Annotated in this window: 19 protein-coding genes; 6 read left to right on the forward strand and 13 right to left on the reverse strand. The window is 61.0% G+C overall.

Annotation, left to right across the window (positions count from 1 at the left end; translation table 11 throughout):
- Together LBF07_RS06450 and gutQ are read left to right on the forward strand one after the other, a co-directional pair.
- Positions 1-774 carry a DNA-binding transcriptional repressor gene (locus tag LBF07_RS06450; RefSeq protein WP_032660362.1) on the forward strand — a complete coding sequence of 258 codons (774 nt, stop codon included), beginning with the start codon at positions 1-3 and terminating at the stop codon, positions 772-774.
- Positions 767-1,732, forward strand: a complete 966-nt coding sequence (gene gutQ, locus LBF07_RS06455; protein WP_094934790.1) for an arabinose-5-phosphate isomerase GutQ — start codon at positions 767-769, stop codon at positions 1,730-1,732. The genes LBF07_RS06450 and gutQ overlap by 8 nt, the downstream gene beginning before the upstream one ends.
- On the opposite strand, the gene norR is transcribed toward gutQ, so the two are convergent.
- On the reverse strand, positions 1,729-3,243 hold the full coding sequence (norR, locus tag LBF07_RS06460) for a nitric oxide reductase transcriptional regulator NorR (protein WP_094934791.1): 1,515 nt from the start codon (positions 3,241-3,243) through the stop codon (positions 1,729-1,731). The two genes, gutQ and norR, sit on opposite strands and share 4 nt — an antisense overlap.
- A 186-nt stretch (positions 3,244-3,429) precedes the next feature.
- On the opposite strand from norR, the gene norV reads away from it, so the two are divergent.
- Complete coding sequence (gene norV, locus LBF07_RS06465) at positions 3,430-4,875, forward strand: anaerobic nitric oxide reductase flavorubredoxin (RefSeq protein ID WP_094934792.1); 1,446 nt, start codon at positions 3,430-3,432, stop codon at positions 4,873-4,875.
- Positions 4,872-6,005 carry an NADH:flavorubredoxin reductase NorW gene (gene norW / locus LBF07_RS06470; RefSeq protein WP_094934793.1) on the forward strand — a complete coding sequence of 378 codons (1,134 nt, stop codon included), beginning with the start codon at positions 4,872-4,874 and terminating at the stop codon, positions 6,003-6,005. The genes norV and norW overlap by 4 nt, the downstream gene beginning before the upstream one ends.
- 450 nt (positions 6,006-6,455) lie before the next feature.
- On the opposite strand, the gene LBF07_RS06475 is transcribed toward norW, so the two are convergent.
- The 4 genes from LBF07_RS06475 to LBF07_RS06490 all read right to left on the reverse strand — a co-directional run bounded on the left by LBF07_RS06475 (position 6,456) and on the right by LBF07_RS06490 (position 11,395).
- Positions 6,456-7,478, reverse strand: coding sequence for a HoxN/HupN/NixA family nickel/cobalt transporter (locus tag LBF07_RS06475; RefSeq protein WP_048975979.1), 1,023 nt, complete (start codon positions 7,476-7,478; stop codon positions 6,456-6,458).
- 1 nt (position 7,479) lies between these two features.
- On the reverse strand, positions 7,480-9,696 hold the full coding sequence (hypF, locus tag LBF07_RS06480) for a carbamoyltransferase HypF (protein WP_094934794.1): 2,217 nt from the start codon (positions 9,694-9,696) through the stop codon (positions 7,480-7,482).
- 5 nt (positions 9,697-9,701) lie between these two features.
- Positions 9,702-10,247, reverse strand: a complete 546-nt coding sequence (hydN, locus tag LBF07_RS06485; RefSeq protein WP_039263391.1) for an electron transport protein HydN — start codon at positions 10,245-10,247, stop codon at positions 9,702-9,704.
- Between the two features lie 134 nt (positions 10,248-10,381).
- Positions 10,382-11,395, reverse strand: a complete 1,014-nt coding sequence (locus tag LBF07_RS06490; RefSeq protein WP_094934795.1) for a LacI family DNA-binding transcriptional regulator — start codon at positions 11,393-11,395, stop codon at positions 10,382-10,384.
- 214 nt (positions 11,396-11,609) lie between these two features.
- Between LBF07_RS06490 and ascF the strand changes: the two genes are divergently transcribed.
- The gene (gene ascF / locus LBF07_RS06495; RefSeq protein ID WP_063408792.1) at positions 11,610-13,061 is read left to right on the forward strand and encodes a PTS cellobiose/arbutin/salicin transporter subunit IIBC; all 1,452 of its coding nucleotides are present in this window, start codon (positions 11,610-11,612) and stop codon (positions 13,059-13,061) included.
- A gap of 18 nt (positions 13,062-13,079) precedes the next feature.
- The gene (locus tag LBF07_RS06500; RefSeq protein ID WP_094934796.1) at positions 13,080-14,504 is read left to right on the forward strand and encodes a 6-phospho-beta-glucosidase; all 1,425 of its coding nucleotides are present in this window, start codon (positions 13,080-13,082) and stop codon (positions 14,502-14,504) included.
- A gap of 7 nt (positions 14,505-14,511) precedes the next feature.
- Here the strand turns inward: LBF07_RS06500 and hycI are convergent, their stop codons facing one another.
- The 8 genes from hycI to LBF07_RS06540 are packed head-to-tail and all read right to left on the reverse strand — an operon-like array spanning position 14,512 to position 21,833.
- Positions 14,512-14,997, reverse strand: coding sequence for a hydrogenase maturation peptidase HycI (gene hycI / locus LBF07_RS06505; RefSeq protein WP_048975984.1), 486 nt, complete (start codon positions 14,995-14,997; stop codon positions 14,512-14,514).
- The gene (locus LBF07_RS06510; protein ID WP_039263385.1) at positions 14,990-15,400 is read right to left on the reverse strand and encodes a formate hydrogenlyase maturation HycH family protein; all 411 of its coding nucleotides are present in this window, start codon (positions 15,398-15,400) and stop codon (positions 14,990-14,992) included. The genes hycI and LBF07_RS06510 overlap by 8 nt, the downstream gene beginning before the upstream one ends.
- Positions 15,397-16,164 (reverse strand): NADH-quinone oxidoreductase subunit B family protein, encoded by a 768-nt coding sequence (locus tag LBF07_RS06515; RefSeq protein WP_033146382.1) that lies wholly within the window; start codon positions 16,162-16,164, stop codon positions 15,397-15,399. The genes LBF07_RS06510 and LBF07_RS06515 overlap by 4 nt, the downstream gene beginning before the upstream one ends.
- A complete protein-coding gene (locus tag LBF07_RS06520; RefSeq protein ID WP_094934797.1) occupies positions 16,164-16,706 on the reverse strand; it encodes a formate hydrogenlyase complex iron-sulfur subunit in 543 nt (180 codons plus the stop codon). The genes LBF07_RS06515 and LBF07_RS06520 overlap by 1 nt, the downstream gene beginning before the upstream one ends.
- A 9-nt stretch (positions 16,707-16,715) precedes the next feature.
- Positions 16,716-18,425 (reverse strand): formate hydrogenlyase subunit HycE, encoded by a 1,710-nt coding sequence (hycE, locus tag LBF07_RS06525; protein WP_033146383.1) that lies wholly within the window; start codon positions 18,423-18,425, stop codon positions 16,716-16,718.
- Positions 18,426-18,440: 15 nt separating this feature from the next.
- Positions 18,441-19,364 (reverse strand): respiratory chain complex I subunit 1 family protein, encoded by a 924-nt coding sequence (locus LBF07_RS06530; RefSeq protein ID WP_058841085.1) that lies wholly within the window; start codon positions 19,362-19,364, stop codon positions 18,441-18,443.
- A gap of 1 nt (position 19,365) precedes the next feature.
- The gene (hycC, locus tag LBF07_RS06535; RefSeq protein ID WP_224435134.1) at positions 19,366-21,228 is read right to left on the reverse strand and encodes a formate hydrogenlyase subunit 3; all 1,863 of its coding nucleotides are present in this window, start codon (positions 21,226-21,228) and stop codon (positions 19,366-19,368) included.
- The gene (locus tag LBF07_RS06540; protein WP_023308971.1) at positions 21,225-21,833 is read right to left on the reverse strand and encodes a 4Fe-4S dicluster domain-containing protein; all 609 of its coding nucleotides are present in this window, start codon (positions 21,831-21,833) and stop codon (positions 21,225-21,227) included. Before LBF07_RS06540 ends, hycC begins: the two co-directional genes overlap by 4 nt.
- Between the last annotated feature and the right edge of the window lie 69 nt (positions 21,834-21,902).

Below are 21,902 nucleotides of genomic sequence, written 5' to 3' on the forward strand. Positions count from 1 at the left end.
ATGAAACCTCGTCAGCGGCAGGCGGCCATTCTCGAGCATCTGCAAAAGCAGGGAAAATGCTCGGTAGAGGATCTGGCCCACTACTTTGACACCACCGGCACGACAATACGCAAGGACCTGGTATTGCTCGAAAACTCTGGTGCCGTCATTCGAACCTACGGCGGCGTGGTGCTCAATAAGGACGAAGCGGACCCGCCTATCGACCACAAAACGCTGATCAATACCCACCAGAAAGCGCTGATTGCCGAAGCCGCCGTCAAATTTATCCACGATGGCGATTCCATCATTCTGGATGCAGGCAGCACAGTCCTGCAGATGATCCCGCTGCTCAGCCGCTTTAACAACATCACGGTGATGACCAACAGCCTGCACATCGTCAACGCCCTGTCAGAGTTCGACAGCGAGCAGACCATCCTGATGCCCGGCGGCACCTTCCGCAAAAAATCGGCGTCGTTTCACGGCCAGCTGGCGGAGAATGCCTTCGAGCACTTCAGCTTTGATAAACTCTTTATGGGCACCGACGGCATCGACCTGAACGCCGGCGTTACGACGTTCAACGAGGTGTTCAGCGTCAGTAAAGCCATGTGCAACGCCGCGCGGGAAGTGATTTTGATGGCAGACTCGTCGAAATTTGGCCGCAAAAGCCCCAACATTGTCTGTAGCCTTGAAAGCGTTGATAAGCTGATTACCGACGCGGGTATCGATCCGGCGTTCAAGAAAGCGCTGGAAGAGAAAGGAATCGACGTGATCGTAACCGGAGAGAGAGATGAGTGATTTTCTGTTAGAAACGGGCCGCCAGACGCTGATGCTGGAACTGCAGGAAGCCAGCCGCCTGCCGGAACGTCTGGGCGAGGATTTCGTCCGCGCGGCCAACACCATTATCCACTGCGAAGGCAAAGTGATCGTGGCGGGCATCGGTAAATCCGGCCATATCGGCAAAAAGATTGCCGCGACGCTCGCCAGCACCGGCACCCCAGCGTTCTTCGTGCATCCGGCAGAGGCGCTGCACGGCGATCTGGGGATGATTGAAAGCCGCGACGTGATGCTGTTTATCTCCTACTCCGGTTCGGCCAAAGAGCTGGATCTGATTATTCCGCGCCTGCAGGAAAAATCGGTCGCCCTGCTGGCGATGACCGGAAAATCCCGCTCGCCGCTGGCGCTGGCCGCCAAGGCGACGCTGGATATTTCCGTTGAGCGTGAAGCCTGTCCGATGCACCTCGCCCCGACCTCCAGCACCGTTAACACCCTGATGATGGGCGACGCGCTGGCAATGGCGGTGATGCAGGCGCGCGGCTTTAACGAAGAAGATTTCGCCCGTTCGCATCCGGCGGGCGCGCTCGGCGCACGCCTGCTCAACAAGGTTCACCACCTGATGCGCACCGACGATGCCATTCCGCAGGTCAAACTCGATACCAGCGTCATGGACGCGATGCTGGAGCTCAGCCGCACCGGCCTTGGGCTGGTTGCGGTGTGCGATGACGGCGGGAGCGTTAAGGGCGTGTTCACCGATGGCGACCTGCGCCGCTGGCTGGTGGGCGGCGGCAGGCTGGAAACCAAAGTGTCGGACGCCATGACCAAAGGCGGGCTGACGCTGAACGCCGAGAGCCGCGCCATTGAAGCCAAAGAGATGCTGATGAAGCGCAAAATTACCGCCGCACCGGTGGTGGATGACGCCGGCAGGCTGTGCGGCGCCATCAACCTGCAGGATTTCTATCAGGCCGGGATTATCTAACCCTTCAGTCCCAGACGCTTCGCCAGCCTGTGCAGGTTGGCGACGTCCATCTCCAGCGCCCGCGCGCACGCCGCCCAGCTGCGGTTATTCTGCTCCAGCGCGCGGGTAATCATCTGACGCTGAAATGTCTCCGTGGCTTCACGCAGATTTTCATTCGCTATCTCGGGTACTGCCTGGGCGACAGCCGGTGCGGTTTCATCCTGCAGCGCAAAATGACGCGCGTGGAGCACCACTTCATCACCCGAACGCGTCGCCCGCGCCAGCACCACCGCGCGGTGAATCGCATGCTCCAGCTCGCGCACGTTGCCCGGCCAGCCGTAGCTCAGCAGATGCGACCTCGCACCCGGGCTCAGCACCACGCGGGAAAGCCCCATCCTGAGACGGCACTGCTCGCAGAAAAAGCCCGCCAGCAGCACCACGTCGTCCCCGCGCTCGCGCAGCGGCGGCACGGTAAGCGGGAACACGCTCAGGCGATGGAACAGGTCGGCGCGGAACTGCCCTGCCAGCACCGCTTCACGCAGGTCACGGTTGGTGGCCGCCAGCACGCGAACGTCCACTCTGTGGCTGCGGTCATCCCCCACGCGCTGGATGTCGCCGTACTGCAGCACGCGCAGCAGCTTGGCCTGCAGCGACAGGGAGAGCTCACCGATTTCGTCCAGAAACAGCGTGCCGTTATCGGCCATTTCGAACTTGCCGCTGCGGTTGCTGATGGCCCCGGTAAACGCCCCTTTTACGTGACCAAACAGCTCGCTTTCCGCCACGCTTTCCGGCAGCGCGGCGCAGTTGAGGTACACCAGCGGGTTCACCGCGCGCGGCGACGCTTCGTGAATGGACTTCGCCACCAGCTCCTTGCCGGTGCCGGTTTCCCCGAAGATCAGCACGTTCAAATCTGAGGCGGCGACAATCTCAATCTCTTTTTTGAGCTGCGCCATGCCCGGAGAGAGGCCGATCATCTCCGTGTGCGTCACCTGCTCAAACGCCGCCGGGCTGCCGGGAAGAATGTTCTGGCTCTCCAGCTGTTCAATCAGCAGGGCATTGTTCAGCGCCCCGGCGGCCAGGGCGGCAATCAGACGCAGCTCTTCGTCACTAAAGGTGTCAAACTGGTCCGGCGACAGGCCGTCGAGGGTCAGTGCGCCGATCAGGTTTTGTCCGGCAAACAGCGGCAGGCCGATACAGGCGTGCACCTTCAGGCTCTCCTGTCCGGGAATCAACCCGTCGTACGGGTCGGGCAAGTCGCTGTCCGCCGGAAAGCGCACCACGTCACCCGCGCGGGCGATAGTTTCCAGACGCGGATGGCCCTCAAGGGTAAAACGCCGTCCAAGCACGTCCTTCGCCAGCCCGTCGATAGCCAGCGGAATAAACTGCCGTCCTTCGTAGCGCAGCAGCGCGGACGCATCGCACTCAAGCACGTGGCGCAGCGTGGAGATCAGCCGCTGAAAGCGGTCCTGATGGCCGATACCGGTCTGCAGCTCAATGGCGATCTTCGCCAGCACGTCTACGGAAAAGCTCATATTGACCTCGCTGTCATTTTGACAATGGATGTTGTCATATTGACACTGCTTTTGATAGTCATAATGACTAACCACTACGGATCATAAAAATATTAATTAAGTTAAATCAATAAATTAAAAACTGGCACGCAACTTGATATAGGAAAACCATCTTATTTGAAAATGCTGTATTACGTAGAGGTTGCTATGTCTATTCTGGTTAAAAATAACATTCATTGGGTGGGTCAACGTGACTGGGAAGTGCGCGATTTCCACGGGACGGAATACAAAACGCTGCGCGGAAGCAGCTACAACAGCTATCTCATCCGCGAAGGAAAAAACGTGCTGATCGATACCGTCGATCACAAGTTCAGCCGCGAGTTCGTGCAGAACCTGCGCAGTGAAATCGACCTGGACGCCATCGACTACATCATTATCAACCACGCGGAAGAGGACCATGCCGGCGCGCTGACCGAGCTGATGTCCTACATTCCGAACACGCCGATCTACTGCACCACTAACGCCATCGACTCAATCAACGGCCACCACCACCATCCGGAGTGGAACTTCCGCACCGTAAAAACCGGCGACGCGCTGGATATCGGCAACGGCAAGCAGCTGATCTTCGTGGAAACCCCGATGCTGCACTGGCCGGACAGCATGATGACCTACATGACCGGCGACGCGGTGCTGTTCAGCAACGACGCCTTCGGCCAGCACTACTGCGACGAGCGCCTGTTCAACGACGAAGTGGACCAGACCGAGCTGTTCGAGCAGTGCCAGCGCTACTACGCCAACATCCTGACGCCGTTCAGCCGCCTGGTGACGCCGAAAATCACCGAGATCCTCGGCTTTAACCTGCCTGTGGATATGATTGCCACCTCCCACGGCGTGGTGTGGCGTGAAAATCCCCCCCAGATTGTGGAGCTGTACCTGAAGTGGGCGGCGGACTATCAGGAAGACCGCATCACTATTTTCTACGACACCATGTCCAACAACACCCGCATGATGGCGGACGCCATTGCCCAGGGCATCAACGAAGTGGACCCCAACGTGGCGGTGAAAATCTTCAACGTGGCGCGCAGCGATAAGAACGAGGTATTGACCAACGTCTTCCGCTCTAAGGGCGTGCTGGTGGGCACCTCCACCATGAACAACGTGATGATGCCGAAAATTGCCGGTCTGGTAGAAGAGATGACCGGCCTGCGTTTTCGCAACAAGCGCGCCAGCGCCTTTGGCTCCCACGGCTGGAGCGGCGGCGCGGTAGACCGTCTCTCCACCCGTTTACAGGATGCGGGCTTTGAAATGTCCCTCAGCCTGAAGGCGAAATGGCGCCCGGATATCGACGCCCTGGAGGTCTGCCGCCAGCACGGCCGCGACATTGCCCGCCAGTGGGCGCTCGCACCGCTTCCGCAAGCTGCCGAACCGACCGCACAGCAGGAAACCTGCGCCTGCGCCGCCGCGGCAGCCGCCGATCCCGGACCGCGCATGCAGTGCAGCGTCTGCCAGTGGATTTACGATCCTGAACTGGGCGAGCCGCTGCAGGACGTTGCTCCGGGCACGCCGTGGAGTGACGTGCCGGAAAACTTCCTCTGCCCGGAATGTTCACTCGGTAAAGACGTCTTTGACGAACTGGGTACGGAGGCAAAATGAACAACGGTATCGTCATCATCGGCTCGGGCTTTGCCGCCCGCCAGCTGGTGAAAAACATCCGCAAGCAGGACGCCAGCGTGCCGCTGACGGTGATCGCCGCCGACAGCATGGACGAGTATAACAAGCCCGATCTGAGCCACGTCATTAGCCAGAATCAGCGCGCCGAGGACCTCACCCGCCAGACGGCGGGTGAGTTCGCGGAACAGTTTAACCTGCGTCTGTTTCCCTACACCTGGGTCACCGACATCGACGCCGCCGCCCACGTGGTAAAAGCAAAAGAGAAAACCTGGCAGTACGACAGGCTGGTGCTGGCCACGGGTGCCTCTGCGTTTGTGCCGCCGATTGAGGGCCGCGAGCTGACGATCACCCTCAACAGCCAGCAGGAGTACCAGGCCAGCGAAACGGCGCTTCGCGACGCGCAGCGGGTAATGATTGTTGGTGGCGGGCTGATAGGCACCGAGCTGGCGATGGATTTCTGCCGGGCGGGTAAATCCGTGACTCTGGTCGACCATGCGGCGAGCATTCTGTCGTCGCTGATGCCGGCAGAAGTAAGCAGTCGCTTACAGCATCGCCTGACCGACATGGGGGTGCATGTGCTGTTGAAATCGCAGCTGCAAAGCCTGAGCAAAACCGAAGGCGGCATTCGTGCCACGCTCGACCGCAGCCGCAGCGTTGAGGTGGATGTGGTAATCGCTGCAACGGGCCTGCGCCCGGAAACCGCGCTGGCGCATCTCGCAGGCGCCGAAATACAGCGTGGCGTGAAGGTAAATAGCTACCTGCAAACCACGCAACCTGATATTTACGCGTTAGGTGACTGCGCTGAAATTAACGGTCATGTGCTGCCATTTTTACAGCCAATTCAATTAAGTGCGATGTATCTGGCGAAAAACCTGCTCGGCGGCAGCGCGCCGCTGAAATTACCCGCCATGCTGATTAAAGTCAAAACGCCGGAATTACCGCTGCATCTTGCCGGTGAAACGCAGCGTCAGGATCTGAACTGGCAAATTACCCTCGAACCGCAGGGAATGGTCGCGCGCGGCGCCGATAACGAGGGTCAGATTCGCGCTTTTGTGGTTAGTGAAGACCGGATGAAGGAGGCTTTCGCTCTGCTGAAACTGTTACCTGCTTAACCCTCGTTTTGCCGGGTAGCGCTTCGTTTACCCGGCCAACAGCAAGTCTACGCTGTCTTAATCTTTGGATTTTATTATTCACCGCCCCGATATTCCGGGGCTTTTTTTTACGTATTCTATTCATCAAATAAATGCAAAGTAGATATATCATCGCTATCAATCCCTTATTTATTATTTTCGTAAATACTTTAATCTGAAACAGATTAAAAACATCATCCAGCTTTATTATTGTCAGCCGACTCAGTCTGAAAAGACATCATCAGCAGGAGGCGAATCATGGCGAATTTTTATAAATAACTCAATTATCTTTCTCGTTATTTCACACAAGCGAAGAATGCGGAATATATTTATTCCGCAAAAGTTCTACATTTTCAGCATCTTTTTTATCGGTATGCCGCTATGCGCCAGCCATTGAGGAAGTCGCGGAGGTTGCGCCGTGCAGGAGCCGGTTCAGGAACGTACCACCAGCGCGTCATAGCCGCGCCAGCGGTAGTTGACCATGGAGATCAGCCAGCAGGCGACAAACAGCCCCACCACCACAAACCCGGCGTTGCCCAGATTGTCGTTTACCGTGCCAATCAGATCCCACACGCCGCCGCTGAGGGCAAATTTGTCCATCAGCAGACCCAGCGCTTCCAGCCCGCCGATAAACAGCGCCACCACCACGGAGGTGCCGGTGATGGTCATGTTGTAGTAGAGCTTGCGCTGCGGCTTGTTGAACGCCCAGCCGTAGGCGCCGACCATCAGCAGGTTATCGAGGGTATCCACCAGCGCCATGCCGCTGGCGAAGAGCGCCGGGAAGACCATGATTGACCACACCGACATCCCGCTTGACGCGCTGGCGGCAGAGATCCCCAGCACGCCAATCTCGGTGGCCGTGTCAAAACCGAGGCCAAACAGGAAACCGACCAGATACATCTGCCAGCTTTTATTCACCAGGCGGAAGGTTTTGCCAAACAGCCAGTTCATGACGCCGCCCTGGGCAGGGAGCGTAATATCGCCCTGCACGGGCCTGCCCTGTTTCAGCGCCTGAAAACTGCGCCAGACGCCGCGCAGGATCACCATGTTCACCAGCGCCATCGCCAGCAGGAAGGTGGCGGAAACCGCGGTGCCGATCAGGCTGCCGGTTTCGTGGAACCACTCCATGTTTTTCTGAAACGCCGTCGCGGTCGCGGCGATAGCAATAGAGGCCAGCACCACGATGGTGGAGTGCCCCAGCGAGAACCACGCCCCCACGCCGGAAGGACGTTTGCCCTGCTGCATCATCTTACGCGTCACGGTATCAATCGCCGCGATGTGGTCAGCGTCCACCGCGTGACGCAGCCCGTAGCACCATGCCAGCAGGCTGGCGGCCATCAGCGCCGTGCTGCCGCTAAAAGCGTGCCATGCCCATCCCCAGGCCAGCAGGTTTGCCATTACCAGAGCCAGCAGCAGAAGCGCGGCGCGAGGTTCATTGCGTAAGAGTCGTAACATTTTAAGTCCTTTGTGAACATGACCGGGCAGCGGCAACCACCGCCTGCCCGAAGGAGATCGCTCCGTCACCTGCGGGCAGGCGCGAAGGAAAAAGAAGCGTAAAGTCAGAAAGATAATGACGCAGGCGTGCGCGCAGCAGACGGTTGTGCAGCACGCCGCCGCTGAGACAGATTGTTGACAGCGACAGGCGTCGGGCATGGCGCGCGGCGAGTTCCGCCAGCCCTTTTGCCAGCGCGTCGTGAAACGCCCACGCGCGCCCGCAGGATTCCGCCTGCCAGCTCAGCCACTGCTGCCAGAACTGCGCGAGGTTATCCACGTCCAGCGTCACCGGATGGTCGACGCCCGCGCACTGCGAGGCCAGCGCTTCCAGCCGGCAGGCCGCTTCACCTTCCCAGGATTGGGTTTCAATACCCAGCGCGCAGGCGACCGCATCAAACAGACGACCACAGGACGAGGCCTGCGGCGCGTTGATGCAGCGCCGGATCGCCGTTGCCAGCAGCGGCCAGTTTTCACGCTGAACCGCGCGCGTTTCCGGGTACTGCTGCCAGTCAGGGACAAACGCCAGGCAGTGGGCGAGTAAATTACGCCACGGCTGCCGCGCCGCCAGATCGCCCCCCGGCAGCGCAACGGCAGGCAGCCCGCCCAGACGCTCGCACGCGAGATAGTTCACCCGCAGGCACTCCCCGCCCCACAGCGCGCCGTTCTCGCCCATGCCGATCCCGTCCAGCGTCAGGGCAATCGCGTCTCCGCCGTCGAGCGGCCAGCCGTTCTCCGCCAGGCACGCCGCCGCGTGGGCGTGATGGTGCAGCACGGTTTCGACCGGCAGCCCCTGCGCCTGCGCCCATCGTTGTGTGTGATAGCCCGGATGGGCGTCACACACCACGCGATCCGGCTGAAAGGCGTAAATTTTCTGCATCAGCGATAGCGCGCCGCGCCACTGCGCTTCGACGCCCTCGTCACCGAGATCGCCAAAATGCTGGCTCAGCACCGCCTGGCTGCCACGCACCAGGCAGAAGGTGTTTTTCATCTCAGCGCCAGTGCATAGCATGGCGGGGATATTCTCAAAACCCGCAGGCAGCGCGACGGCATCGGGCACAAAACCGCGCGCGCGGCGAAGCATCGCGCCGTCGCGATCCACCACCGAATCGTCCATCCGCTGCAGGATATCGCGGTTGTGCAGCAGGAAGCCGTCCGCGACGTCGCCGAGCTCATCCAGCGCCTGCTGGTTGGTCATGGCAGGCGGTCTGCCGCTAAGGTTGCCGGAAGTCATCACCAGCGGGCGCCGGCAGTCCATCATCAGCAAATGTTGCAGCGGGTTAGCGGGAAGCATGATGCCAATACAATCGAGTCCCGGTGCAATCCCTTCGGGAAACCCGGGAAGCGAGGCTTTTGGGGTCAGCACAATCGGCGCTGCGGAGGAGCGTAACAGCGTCTGGATCGCCTCCGGCACGCCGTCCGCATTCGGGATCATCACCGCCAGCGGCTTCGCGGGACGCTGCTTGCGTGCCCGAAGCGTCGCGACCGCCTGCGGATTACGCGCGTCGCAGACGAGATGAAAACCGCCCAGCCCTTTGACCGCGACTATGCCGCCGCTTTTCAGCATCGCCACCGCCGCGCTCAGCGCAGCCTCACGGGAAGCGGTGATGTTGCCCGCACGCCATTCCAGCGCTGGCCCGCAGTCCGGGCAGGCTACCGGCTGGGCGTGAAAACGTCGATCGGCTGGGTTACGGTATTCCGTCTCACACGGCAGGCAGAGGGGAAATGCGGCCATTGACGTGGCCGGACGGTCATAGGGCATCGCGCGGATAATGGTAAACCGCGGCCCGCAGTGCGTGCAGTTGATGAACGGATAGCGATAGCGGCGCTCGGCAGGGTCGCGCATTTCAGCCAGGCACGCCGGACAGGTCGCGGCGTCGGGGACAATCTGCGTGTCCATCGTCCCGCCCGCGCTGTGGCGGATGGTAAAGTCCTCCGGCACCTGCGCCCACGTAAACGGATGCGTTTCAACGTGGTCAATGCGTGCCAGCGGTGGGCAGTCCTGATGCAGCCTCGCGGTAAAGGCCCCCCCATTACCCGCGAGGCGCACCAGCACGCCCTCTCCATCATTGCAGACGTCGCCGGTCAACTGAAGCGCCTGCGCCAGCTGCCAAACGAAGGGACGAAACCCCACGCCCTGCACCTTGCCCCGCACGCGCAGCTGTACGCCGTTACTGCACATACGGTTCAGAACAGCAGCGATGACGACGTGTCGAATGCCGCACGACGGCGCTTTTCGGCGCTCATCTGCTCAAGCTTCTCGCGATCCACGCAGACCAGCGCATGCGTCGGGCAGGCTTCCATGCAGGCCGGACCGGCGTCGCGGTGATAGCAAAGATCGCATTTGTTGGCTTCGGCTTTCTCCGCACGTACGCTCAGACCCATGCCGCTGTTGCGTACCACCGGACGAACAACCACCTCCATCGCGCCGTACGGGCAGGCGACCACGCAGGTTTTGCAGCCAATGCAGCGCTCCTGCATGACGTGCACAAAGCCTTTCTCGCGTTTAATCGCCCCGTTCGGGCAAACGTTCGCGCACGGTGCGTCTTCGCACTGGCGACAGATGGCGGCGGTGGAAATATTCACGCCTTTGATGACGTGGATGCGCGGCAGGAAGGTGTCAGGGGTGAGCGACGCGCAGTCCTGCTCCGCCTGATGGGAAACCACGCACGCCACTTCACAGGTACGGCAACCAATACACTTACTGGCATCGGCCATAATAAAACGGTTCATCTGCTTCTCCAGCATTACAGTTATGCGCGGAGATATTCATAAACCGTGCCAATAATTAACCTGTTGATTTTAGATGAATTTAACAATCACGATGGTGCTGTCATCGTCACTTATGACGATGACAGCTGTCGACATCAGCGGTGCGGGCCGTCAATAACGGAGTCGCGCAGGACAAGCTCGCCGGAGAAGGTCTGCTGATACTTAAACTCACCGCCGTCGAGCATGAAGATCAGGCGGCTGATGGTCTCTTTGATCATCTCCGTCACCGGAATACGCACGCTGGAGAGCGACGGCACGATGTAGGGCGCGATGGCCACGTCGTCGAAACCGATCACCGACACCGCGTCCGGTGCGGCCACGCCGCTGTCGTGGAGCTGCTTCATGGCGCCGATCGCCATGTCGTCATTACTCGCCACCAGCGCCGTAAACCATTCACCGCGCGCAAGCAGTTCGGCAACCGCCGCCGCGCCGCTGGCGGGGTTCCACTTTCCCTGCGCAATCAGCCCCCCGCGCAGCGGAATACCGTGCTGCGCCAGCGCGTCTTTGTAGCCGGAGAGACGTTCAACCCCGGTGGGAGAATCCAGCGAGCCGGTGATAAACGCGATCTCCCGGTGCCCTTTCGCAATCAGCTGCGACACCGCCTCCTGGCTGGAGGCTTTATGATCTGACCAGACGCAGTGGCTGCTGTTTTTCCGCAGGCGGCGGTTGAGCACCATAATCGGCTGTTCGCACTTCTCGACGATCTCATCCATCTCTTCCACGCTCAGAAAACGCGGATAGATGATCACCGCGTCGCAGCGCATATCGAGCAGGTACTGGATCGCCTCGCGCTCTTCATCCGCGCTGTGCTTGCCGTCCGCGAGGATCAGCTGCCGCCCCTTTTCTTCCGTCATGCGCGCGGCGTGAAACAGCAGTTCGCTAAAGTAGACGCCGTGATAGAGGGTGTTCGTCACCACCAGCCCCAGCGTCTGGGTACGTTTGGTTGCCAGGTTTCGCGCCAGCAAATTCGGGCGATAGCCGCTCTCTTCAATGGCCTGAAACACCCGGTCTTTGGTCTCCTGGCTGACGTAGCCATTTCCCGACAGCACCCGGGACACCGTGGCTTTCGAAACGCCTGCCCGCTTCGCCACTTCAAGCATCGTGGTCATAGTGTTATTCCGTCTGAATCTGATGGAACGCAGTGTACTGCACTGCAAAAAAATTGTCGCAGCGGTGAAATCACGCTTTCGATACCCCATTGCGATCTGCATCACGAAACGAAAAAATGGTCAAAAAGCGATCTTGTTTCATTCACAGAAACTCATGATGATTATGTGGAACCGGTTTCCTACATGTCTCACAACAATAACAGGATCACATCCGATGGCCAAAAATTACGCTGCGCTGGCGAACGACGTTATCAGCGCGCTGGGCGGTAAAGAGAACATCGTCGCCGTCACCCACTGCATGACGCGTCTGCGTTTCGTACTGAAAGACGAAAGCCTGACCGACGCTGCGCGACTGAAAAGCATCAGCGGCGTGCTCGGCGTGGTACGCAACGACAACCAGTGCCAGGTCATTATTGGCAACACGGTTTCACAGGCGTACCGCGAAGTGGTGAGCCTGCTGCCCACGGACCTGCAGCCCGCAGTGCCGGAAGGTCCGCAGAAGATGACCTTACGCCGCGTTGGCGCCGGGATCCTCGACGCGCTGATCGGCACCATGTCTCCGCTGATCCCGGCGATCATCGGCGGCTCGATGGTCAAGCTGCTGGCGATGATCCTCGAGATGACCGGCGTGCTGCCAAAAGGCGCGCCGACGCTCACTATTCTGACCGTCATCGGCGACGGCGCCTTCTTCTTCCTGCCGCTGATGGTGGCGGCCTCGGCGGCGGTGAAATTCAAAACCAACATGTCGCTGGCCATCGCCATTGCCGGCGTGCTGGTGCACCCGAGCTTTATCGAGCTGATGGCGAAAGCCGCGCAGGGCGAGCACGTTGAGTTCGCCTTTATTCCGGTGACGGCGGTGAAATACACCTACACCGTCATCCCCGCGCTGGTAATGACCTGGTGCCTGTCGTACATCGAACGCTGGGTGGATCGCATTACCCCGGCGGTGACGAAAAACTTCCTCAAGCCGATGCTGATCGTGCTGATTGCCGCCCCGCTCGCCATCGTGCTGATTGGGCCGCTGGGGATCTGGATCGGTAGCGCCATCTCCGCGCTGGTCTACACCATTCACGGCTACCTGGGCTGGCTCTCCGTCGCCATCATGGGCGCGCTCTGGCCGCTGCTGGTGATGACCGGGATGCACCGCGTCTTTACGCCGACCATCATTCAGACGATTGCCGAAACGGGCAAGGAAGGGATGGTGATGCCGTCGGAAATCGGCGCCAACCTGTCGCTCGGCGGCTCGTCGCTGGCGGTGGCGTGGAAAACCAAAAACCCGGAGCTGCGCCAGACGGCGCTGGCGGCAGCAGCCTCCGCCATTATGGCGGGGATCTCTGAACCGGCCCTGTACGGCGTGGCGGTGCGTCTGAAACGTCCGCTGATTGCGAGCCTGATCAGCGGCTTTATCTGCGGGGCGGTCGCCGGCATGGCCGGTCTTGCCAGCCACTCGATGGCGGCACCGGGGCTGTTCACCAGCGTGCAGTTCTTTGACCCGGCGAACCCGATGACCATCGTCTGGGTGTTCGGCGTGATGGGGCTGGCAGTGGTGCTGTCGTTTGTTCTGACCCTGCTTTTAGGGTTTGAGGATATCCCGGTCGAAGATGAGGCTGAAAAAGCGCGCGCCCTGCAGACCGCACCGGTACAGAACAACGCAGCAAAAGCATAAATTGAAAGCGAGGTAAGAATGTCTGTTTTTCCACAAGGATTTTTATGGGGCGGCGCGCTTGCCGCCAACCAGAGTGAAGGTGCTTACCGTGAAGGCGGCAAAGGACTGACGACGGTCGATATGATCCCCCACGGCGCGAATCGCCTGGCGGTGAAGCTCGGTAAGGAAAAGCGTTTTTCGCTGCGTGACGACGAGTTCTACCCGAGCCACGAAGCGATTGATTTTTACCATCGCTATAAAGAAGACATTGCCCTGATGGCGGAGATGGGCTTTACGGTGTTCCGCACCTCCATTGCCTGGAGCCGCCTCTACCCGAACGGCGACGAACCGCTGCCGAACAAAGAGGGCATTGCCTTCTATCGCGCGGTGTTCGAGGAGTGCAAAAAGTACAACATCGAGCCGCTGGTAACGCTCTGCCACTTCGACGTGCCGATGCACCTGGTGACGGAATACGGCTCCTGGCGCAACCGTAAGATGGTCGATTTCTTTGCCCGCTACGCCCGCACCTGCTTTGAAGAATTCAACGGGCTGGTGAAATACTGGCTGACCTTCAACGAAATCAACATCATGCTGCACAGCCCGTTCTCCGGCGCGGGGCTGGTGTTTGAGGAAGGCGAAAACGAAGACCAGGTGAAATACCAGGCCGCGCACCACGAGCTGGTGGCAAGCGCGCTGGCGACCAAAATCGCCCACGAGGTAAACCCGGAAAACCAGGTGGGCTGCATGCTGGCGGGCGGCAATTTCTACCCCTACTCCTGCAAGCCGGAAGACGTGTGGATGGCGCTGGAGAAAGACCGCGAGAACCTGTTCTTTATCGACGTGCAGGCGCGCGGCAGCTATCCGGCCTACTCCGCCCGCGCCTTCCGCGAAAAAGGCGTGGTGATTGTGAAAGATCCCGGCGACGACGAGCTGTTAAAAAACACCGTCGACTTTGTCTCGTTCAGCTATTACGCCTCGCGCTGCGCGTCGGCGGATATGAACGCGGGCAACACCAGCGCGGCGAACATCGTGAAGTCCCTGCGTAACCCGCATATTCAGGTGAGCGAATGGGGCTGGGGCATCGACCCGCTCGGCCTGCGCATCACCATGAACATGATGTACGACCGCTACCAGAAGCCGCTGTTCCTGGTGGAAAACGGCCTCGGGGCGAAGGACGTCATTGATGAAAACGGCGAGATCAACGACGACTACCGCATCAGCTACCTGCGCGAGCACATTCGCGCGATGGGCGACGCGATTGAGGACGGCGTGCCGCTGATGGGCTACACCACCTGGGGCTGTATCGACCTGGTGGCCGCCTCAACGGGCGAGATGAGCAAGCGCTACGGGTTTGTGTACGTTGACCGCGACGACGCCGGAAACGGCACGCTGGACCGCAAGCGCAAGAAATCGTTCTGGTGGTATAAGAAGGTGATTGCGAGTAACGGGGGGGATCTGGAGTAGCCTGTCCTTACCCTCTCCCCTCTGGGGAGAGGGCCGGGGTGAGGGGTTCAAACCCTCCATCCCCAACCCACTCCGCAAGCCGTGAATAGACCCGTTCCACCGCCTCCTTCACCGGCGGCGTCATCGGGTAATAAAACCCAACGATGTCCGGCTGAATCCCCAAAAACAGCACCTCGCCCACGTCGTCTTTAATCTGATCGACCAGGTAGTTCAGGGGCATATTGTGGGTGGTCATCATAAACATCTCGGCGATGTCGTCCGGGTCAATCAGGCGGATCTCACCGGGGTTGAGCCCCATATCGGTGGCATCGACGATTAACAGCCTCTCCGGGCGCAGCTCGCGGATGGCGACCACGTCGTTTTCCGGCGCGCTGCCGCCGTCAATCACCACCCAATTGCCCTGCGGATTCGCGGCGCACATCTCTGCCAGCAGGGGGCCCGCGCCGTCGTCGCCCATCATGCTGTTGCCGACACACAGTAAAACGTCAGTCACGTAATCTCCTCACCATCAGGTAGATAGCGCTCTCCTGATGAATATCGTGAAGCATGCTAAGCAGCGTTTTGCTCCACGCCTGTTGCTCGGGAGTTTGCCTGGCGAGCGCCGCGTCAAAGGCGTTGGCGAGCATCGCAATGTGGTTGGCGTCGATGACGATCTCGCCGTACTTCGGCACGCCCTCCATCTTGCGCCGCGCCGTGCTGCCCTCCTCCAGCGTGGCGATCCACGCCAGGTACTCGGGCCACGGGCAGCTCAGCGCCGCCTCCAGGCAGTCAATCACCCCGAGGTGATGCCCAATCGCCAGGCTGTAATAGACCACCTGCTGCGCCGCATCCGGCGTGGCATCGTTCTCATCAATAAACTTACGGCTCAGCTGGCTGAACACCACCGTTTCACTCATCGGATACGCGCCTCATCCACGATGCTGTTCAGGTTTGCCACGATCTCATTGAGACGCGGATCGTTTTCCGCCTCCAGCCAGCGCGCCACCTGATGGTCGCCCTGGCTCAGCAGGCGCAGATAATCATCGGCAATCTGGCGCCCGTAGCGATAGCCCGCCAGCCTGCGCGCCGTGCGGTCAATCTTCACCCGCAGCGGCTGAACCATGTCCGGGTGCAGGATGGCCGCCGGCCGGTTGTCCAGCTCGCCCGGCTCGCGCGCGTGGATTTTCTGCTCCAGCAGGCCAAGCGCCATCGCGAAGCCGTACAGCGTCGCGGCGGGCGTTGGCGGACAGCCCGGAATGTAGACGTCCACCGGCACGATTTTGTCGGTCCCGCCCCAGACGCAGTAGAGGTCGTGGAAGATGCCGCCGCTGTTGCCGCAGGCCCCGTAGGAGATGCAGATTTTCGGGTCCGGCGCGGACTGCCAGGCGCGCAGCGCCGGCGAGCGCATGGCGCGGGTGACGGCCCCGGTAAACAGCAGGATGTCCGCATGACGCGGGGACGGCACCACTTTGATGCCGAAGCGCTCGGCGTCAAACAGCGGCGACAGCGTAGCGAAGATCTCAATCTCGCAGCCGTTGCAGCCGCCGCAGTCCACGCGGTAGACGTAGGCCGAGCGTTTGATTTTTTTCAGCAGCGACGCCTTCATGCTGGCGATGGACTCCTCCACCGTCATCGGCACCGGAATGCCGTTAGCGTCGCGCGGGCCGAGTAAATTTTCCATCAGCTGGCCTCTCTCATATGGCGGGTGATATCAATGCGGTCGGACGGCAGGAGACACTTCTGACGCTTGCACTCCGGGCAGGTTTCAAAGCTTTCGCGGTGATGCTCCGCGCGGGCGTTACCGTTGTGCTGCAGCAGCGCGATGGCGTAGTCGATCTCTTTTTGCACGGCGAACGGGCGCTGGCAGACGCGGCAGCGGCACAGGTCAAAGCGCGACTGCTGGAGGAAGTCCTCCTTCTTCCACACCGCCAGCTCGTACTCCTGCGACAGGCGAATGGCGACCGTCGGGCAGACCTCCTCGCAGCGGCCGCAGAAGATGCAGCGCCCGAGGTTAAACTGCCAGGCCAGCTCGCCGGTTTTGAGATCCGTTTCTACCGTTAAGGCGTTCGACGGGCAGGCGTTGACGCAGGCCGCGCAGCCGATGCACTGCTGCGGGTTGTGCTCCGGCTTGCCGCGAAAATTTTTTTCCACCGGCATCGGCTCCAGCGGATAGCGGCTGGTCTGAGTGCCGGTTTTGATTACTTTTTTGATAAAGGTAAACATGGCGAGTCCTTATTTCAGCGGCGAGTTTTTACGCTCGATGCTGTAGCGCTCAAGCTCTTTGTACGGCACCACCAGGCTTTTCTTCTTGCGCACGTCCACCACGGTCATGCGGTCGGTGCACGAGTAGCACGGGTCGAGGCTGCCGATGATCAGCGGCGCGTCGGAAACCGTGTTGCCGCGCAGCATATAGCGCAGGGTTGGCCAGTTGGCGTAGGTGGCCGCGCGGCAGCGCCAGCGGTAAAGCTTCTGGTTGTCGCCGGTCATGCTCCAGTGGATGTCGTCCCCGCGCGGCGCTTCGGCAAAGCCGAGGGCAAAGCGGTTCGGAATGTAGGTGAAGCCTTCCACCATCAGCGGGCCGCCCGGCAGGTTATCGAGGCCGTAGTCGATCATGTTCAGGGCGGTGAACACCTCGTTGATGCGCACCTTGAGGCGCGAGATGACGTCGCAGCCCTGCTCGCTGTGCACGGTCATCGGCAGCAGGCCGTAGCCGACGAACGGGTGATCGGCACGCGTGTCGCGGGCGTGGCCGCTGGCGCGCACCATCGGGCCGACGTTGCTGAAGTCGCGGGCGATCTCCGGGTCAAGGCGGCCGATGCCGACGGTGCGCTGCTCGATGTTTGGCGTGCTGAGCAGCATGTCCACCAGCTCCTGCACGTCGCGGCGCATCTGCTGCGCCAGCTGGCGGGTCTGGATCATGTCGTCCTTCAGCAGGTCGCGGCGGATCCCGCCGATCAGGTTCAGGCCGTAGGTTTTACGCGCCCCGGTGAGGATCTCCGCCATCTTCATTGACGCTTCACGCACGCGGAAGAACTGCATAAACCCGGAGTCAAAACCGACGAAGTGGCAGGCCAGGCCAAGGTTCAGCAGGTGCGAGTGCAGACGCTCCACCTCCAGCAGAATGGCGCGGATCATCTGCGCGCGCTCCGGCACCACGATCCCCATGCCGTTCTCCACCGAGGTGGTGTAGGCGGTGCTGTGGGCGAAGCCGCAGATGCCGCACACGCGGTCAGAGAGGAACGTCACTTCGTTGTAGCCCATGCGGGTTTCCGCCAGCTTTTCCATGCCGCGGTGGACGTAGAACAGGCGGTAGTCGGCGTCGATGATGTTTTCGCCGTCGACGAACAGGCGGAAGTGGCCCGGTTCGTCGGAGGTAACGTGCAGCGGGCCGATCGGCACCACGTTGTTCTTCTTGCTGCCCAGCTCGTTGATAAACTCGTAGGTTTCGCTGTCGGTGGTCGGCGCCGGGCGCTGGCGGTAGTCCATGCTGTCTTTGCGCAGCGGATAGAGTTCGTCCGGCCAGTCGTCCGGCAGCACCAGGCGGCGCTCGTCCGGCAGGCCGACCGGCACCAGGCCGTACATGTCGCGCACTTCGCGCTCGCCCCAGACGGCGGCGGGCACGCGCGGCGTGACGGACGGGTATTCCGGCTTAGCCGGGTCGACTTCGACGCGCACGGTGAGCCAGCACTTTTCGCCCTGCTCCATCGACATCACGTAGTACACCGCATAGTTGCCGCACAGCTGGCGCTCGTCGTTGCCGAACAGCACCGACAGCCAGCCGCCCTGCTGGTAGTACAGAAACTCCACCACTTCCGGCAGATAGTTCACCTTAATGGTGACGGTTACCTGGTCTTTGGTTTGCCAGGACTCTTCCAGCACCACGCCGGGGAAAGCCTGATGCAACGCGGCGAGATACTGCTGACCTTTCTTTTCTTCAGACATAAATACTCTCTTTAATCACGCCACCAGCAAGGAGACGAACGCTAAAAATGCAAAACCAAAACCGGCCCAGGTGATGCGCGACGTTTCCACAAAACGCAGGCGCGCCATGCTGTTTTCAAACAGGGCAATCACCAGCACGCCGACCAGCAGCTTGAGGGCGGCAATCACGACGGCCAGCACCAGACCGCCTGCGGAGAAGTGCGTCATCTGCCCCCACGGGAAGAAGACGCCGACAAACATCTGCAGCACCACCAGCTGTTTGAGGCTGATGCCCCACTTCAGCACCGCGAAGCCGTAGCCGCTGTATTCGGTAAGCGGCCCCTCCTGCAGCTCCTGCTCGGCTTCCGCGAGGTCGAACGGCAGTTTGCCCATCTCAATAAACGTCGCGAACGCGCAGGCGCACAGCGCCAGCACCAGCGGGATCGAGCGCGCCACCGGCCAGTGGTAAACGGTGTGGGTGATAAAGCTGATGTGGGTAGAGCCCGCGACCTGCGCGGCGACCCACAGCCCCAGCAGCAGGATCGGCTCCACCAGCACGCCGAGCATTGCCTCGCGGCTGGCACCGATGCCGGTAAACGGGCTCCCGGTGTCCAGGCCCGCAATCGCAAAGAAGAAGCGGGCGATAGCAAAGAGGTAAATCAGCGTGATCAGATCGCCAAGCACGGGCAGCGGCGACGCCACCGTCACCACCGGCAGCGCGGTGGCGATGGTCAGCATCACGCCCACCATCACAAACGGCGTCAGGCGGAAGACCCAACCTGCGGCGTCCGGCGCGATGCTCTGACGGGAGAGCAGTTTAAAGAGATCGCGGTATTCCTGAAGCACCCCAGGCCCGCGACGGTTGTGCATCCGGGCGCGCGCCACGCGCGTGACGCCCGACAGCAGCGGCGCAGCGGCGAACAGCACCAGCGCCTGAAGAATTGCCAGTAACAGACTCATGTCAGGCTCCTCGTGAAATCACAATGACCACCAGCACCGCCAGCTCGATGACCGCCAGACGGCGGAACAGAGCGGGTGCGGCGGCGCTCTGCCAGCCGGGTACCCAGCCTACCGGGTTCAGCCAGTGGCGCAGCTTCAGCACGGCGGCGAAGTTCTCCTTCACCGGCATGGCGAAACCGTGGGCGGTGATGACCATCGACTGTTCGTGTTCGTAGCCGCAGGCCCACGCCGCACCGCGCGAGCGGGAGGCGAGTCGGTCGCGTTTGAAGAACAGCATCAGGACGAGCGGCAGCAGCGGTGCGCCAATCAGCAGCAGCGCGATCATGGGCTGAGAGACGGTGGTATTCGCCACGGTCAGCGGCAGCGCGATCATGGGCTGAGAGACGGTGGTATTCGCCACGGTCAGCGGCAGCGGAATGGCGTTGCCCAGCAGCGGCAGCAGCCACGGCGCGGCGACGCCGCCCGCGATGCAGCACAGCGCCAGCGCGACCACGCTGATGCCCATCAACAAGGGTGCGCAGCAGGCGTTTTCCGCTTCGCGGGTGCGCGCCGCGCCGAGGAAGGTCACGCCGTAGACTTTCGCCATACACATCACCGCCAGCGCCCCGGTAATCGCCAGACCGACCGCCAGCAGCGGGCCGAGCAGGTGTGCGATAAATGCGTCGCTCTGGCCGAGCGCGAAGAAGGACTGATAGATCACCCACTCCCCGGCAAAGCCGTTCAGCGGCGGCAGCGCGGCCATTGCCATCAGCCCGACCAGCATCGCCAGCGAAATCACCGGCATCTTTTTGCCAATCCCGCCCAGCTTTTCGATATCCCGATGACCGGTGCGGAACCAGACGCTGCCCGCGCCGAGGAACAGAGTGCTTTTAAACAGGCTGTGGTTGACGAGGTGATAAAGACCGCCGATAAACCCGGCGGCAATCAGCGCCGGATGATTGAGCGCTAGCCCGGTCACGCCCGCGCCAATACCGAGCAGGATAATGCCGATATTTTCCAGGGTGTGGTACGCCAGCAGGCGCTGGATATTGTGCTCCATCAGCGCGTACAGGCCGCCGACGAACGCGGTAATCATTCCGGCGACCAGCAGCACGACGCCCCACCACAGCGGCGGTTGTCCGCCGGCCAGCGTAATCGCCAGAATCCCGAACAGACCCACTTTCATCACCACCGCAGAAAACAGCGCGGCGGCGGGCGCGGAGGCATTCGCATGCGCCTGCGGCACCCAGCCGTGCAGCGGGATAATCCCGGCGAGCAGGCCAAAGCCGATCACGCCCAGCAGCCAGACGTCGTTCCCCAGCGGATGGCCGTTGAGCGCAGCGAAGTCCAGCGTGCCGAAGCGGTGCCACACCAGCCAGCAGGCCAGCGTCAGCAGCAGCGTCCCGAGGCGTCCCAGCGCAAACCACAGCTTGCCGGAGGCGCTGCAGCCCGTCAGGAACACGCCGCACAGCGCCATGATTTCCGCCATCACCACCAGCGCGCCGAGGTTGCTGGCAATAACGGTGCAGACCGCCGCCGCCATCAGCAGGTTAACCAGCAGGCCGTTAGCCCTGGCGTGCGGATGGCGGTGCCAGTCGATATTGAACAGGCTGATAAACAGCCCGCACAGGCCAAACGTCACCAGCCAGATGGCGTTCAGCGGCGTGATCTCAACCGTGTGGCGAATCAGCGGCATCACGGCCTCTGCGGACTGGCCGCCGAGCAGGACAACGCCGCCTGCCGCCAGCGTCATCAGGCTAGCAACCGCCCCGCCGATCCCGGCGATCGCGCCGCTCAGGGTTTTATGGAATGAGAAGATCAGCGCCAGAACAGCGGCGGCAGCAAAACAGGCTACCGCGCTGGTAATCATCATCGCCGCGTTCATTTCGCCCCCTCGTTAAGCGCCTGTAGCAGAGAAAGGTCGCCAAAATCACTGTTGATGGTCAGCTCGCGTTTACGCTTGCTGGTACGGGCGATGTCGCGAATGTTAACCAGAATCAACGCCTTAGTCGGGCAGGTGCGCACGCAGGCCGGGCCCTGCTCATCGAAGCTGCACAGGTCGCATTTCACCGCAACGGCACGGATGCCGGGCACCCAGTCCAGCAGCGTACTTACGCGTGCCGGAGCCGGTGGCGCGGGTGGGGCTTTTGGCGAGTTGGCGTTCGCCGGAATATGCAGCGGACGGCTGCCGGAAAATTCAATCGCGCCGAACGGGCAGGCAATGCCGCACAGCTTGCAGCTTACGCACAGGCTTTCGTTCAGCTGGACAGCGCCATCCACGCGGGTGATGGCATTCACAGGGCAGACACCCGCGCAGGGGGCGTCTTCACAGTGATGGCAGAGCTGCGGGGCAGACTCTTTTTCATTACGCATGACGTGCAGGCGCGGCATGGACTGCAGCCCATGCAGGCGATGCGTTTCCGAGCACGCCGCCTCACAGGTTCGACAGCCAATACAGACCGTCGAGTCAGCAATTACAAAACGGTTCACCGGGTTATCCTCTGGTGATAGTCATTTTTGACGAAAAACTGTCTTGTCGACACTTCTCGACACGCAGGA

Origin of the sequence: Enterobacter cloacae complex sp. ECL352, from assembly GCF_020149545.1 — a bacterium.
GTDB classification, from domain to species: domain Bacteria; phylum Pseudomonadota; class Gammaproteobacteria; order Enterobacterales; family Enterobacteriaceae; genus Enterobacter; species Enterobacter asburiae_B.

Excerpts from the sequence above, each read along its gene's own strand:
- LBF07_RS06490 (WP_094934795.1), bottom strand. The coding sequence starts at position 11,395 with ATGACCACGATGCTTGAAGTGGCGAAGCGGGCAGGCGTTTCGAAAGCC.
- LBF07_RS06450 (WP_032660362.1), top strand. The coding sequence starts at position 1 with ATGAAACCTCGTCAGCGGCAGGCGGCCATTCTCGAGCATCTGCAAAAG.
- hycE (WP_033146383.1), bottom strand. The coding sequence starts at position 18,425 with ATGTCTGAAGAAAAGAAAGGTCAGCAGTATCTCGCCGCGTTGCATCAG.
- LBF07_RS06515 (WP_033146382.1), bottom strand. The coding sequence starts at position 16,164 with ATGGAAAATTTACTCGGCCCGCGCGACGCTAACGGCATTCCGGTGCCG.
- norW (WP_094934793.1), top strand. The coding sequence starts at position 4,872 with ATGAACAACGGTATCGTCATCATCGGCTCGGGCTTTGCCGCCCGCCAG.
- gutQ (WP_094934790.1), top strand. The coding sequence starts at position 767 with ATGAGTGATTTTCTGTTAGAAACGGGCCGCCAGACGCTGATGCTGGAA.
- LBF07_RS06530 (WP_058841085.1), bottom strand. The coding sequence starts at position 19,364 with ATGAGTCTGTTACTGGCAATTCTTCAGGCGCTGGTGCTGTTCGCCGCT.
- norV (WP_094934792.1), top strand. The coding sequence starts at position 3,430 with ATGTCTATTCTGGTTAAAAATAACATTCATTGGGTGGGTCAACGTGAC.
- LBF07_RS06520 (WP_094934797.1), bottom strand. The coding sequence starts at position 16,706 with ATGTTTACCTTTATCAAAAAAGTAATCAAAACCGGCACTCAGACCAGC.
- LBF07_RS06475 (WP_048975979.1), bottom strand. The coding sequence starts at position 7,478 with ATGTTACGACTCTTACGCAATGAACCTCGCGCCGCGCTTCTGCTGCTG.
- hypF (WP_094934794.1), bottom strand. The coding sequence starts at position 9,696 with ATGTGCAGTAACGGCGTACAGCTGCGCGTGCGGGGCAAGGTGCAGGGC.
- hycC (WP_224435134.1), bottom strand. The coding sequence starts at position 21,228 with ATGAACGCGGCGATGATGATTACCAGCGCGGTAGCCTGTTTTGCTGCC.
- ascF (WP_063408792.1), top strand. The coding sequence starts at position 11,610 with ATGGCCAAAAATTACGCTGCGCTGGCGAACGACGTTATCAGCGCGCTG.
- LBF07_RS06500 (WP_094934796.1), top strand. The coding sequence starts at position 13,080 with ATGTCTGTTTTTCCACAAGGATTTTTATGGGGCGGCGCGCTTGCCGCC.
- norR (WP_094934791.1), bottom strand. The coding sequence starts at position 3,243 with ATGAGCTTTTCCGTAGACGTGCTGGCGAAGATCGCCATTGAGCTGCAG.
- LBF07_RS06510 (WP_039263385.1), bottom strand. The coding sequence starts at position 15,400 with ATGAGTGAAACGGTGGTGTTCAGCCAGCTGAGCCGTAAGTTTATTGAT.
- hydN (WP_039263391.1), bottom strand. The coding sequence starts at position 10,247 with ATGAACCGTTTTATTATGGCCGATGCCAGTAAGTGTATTGGTTGCCGT.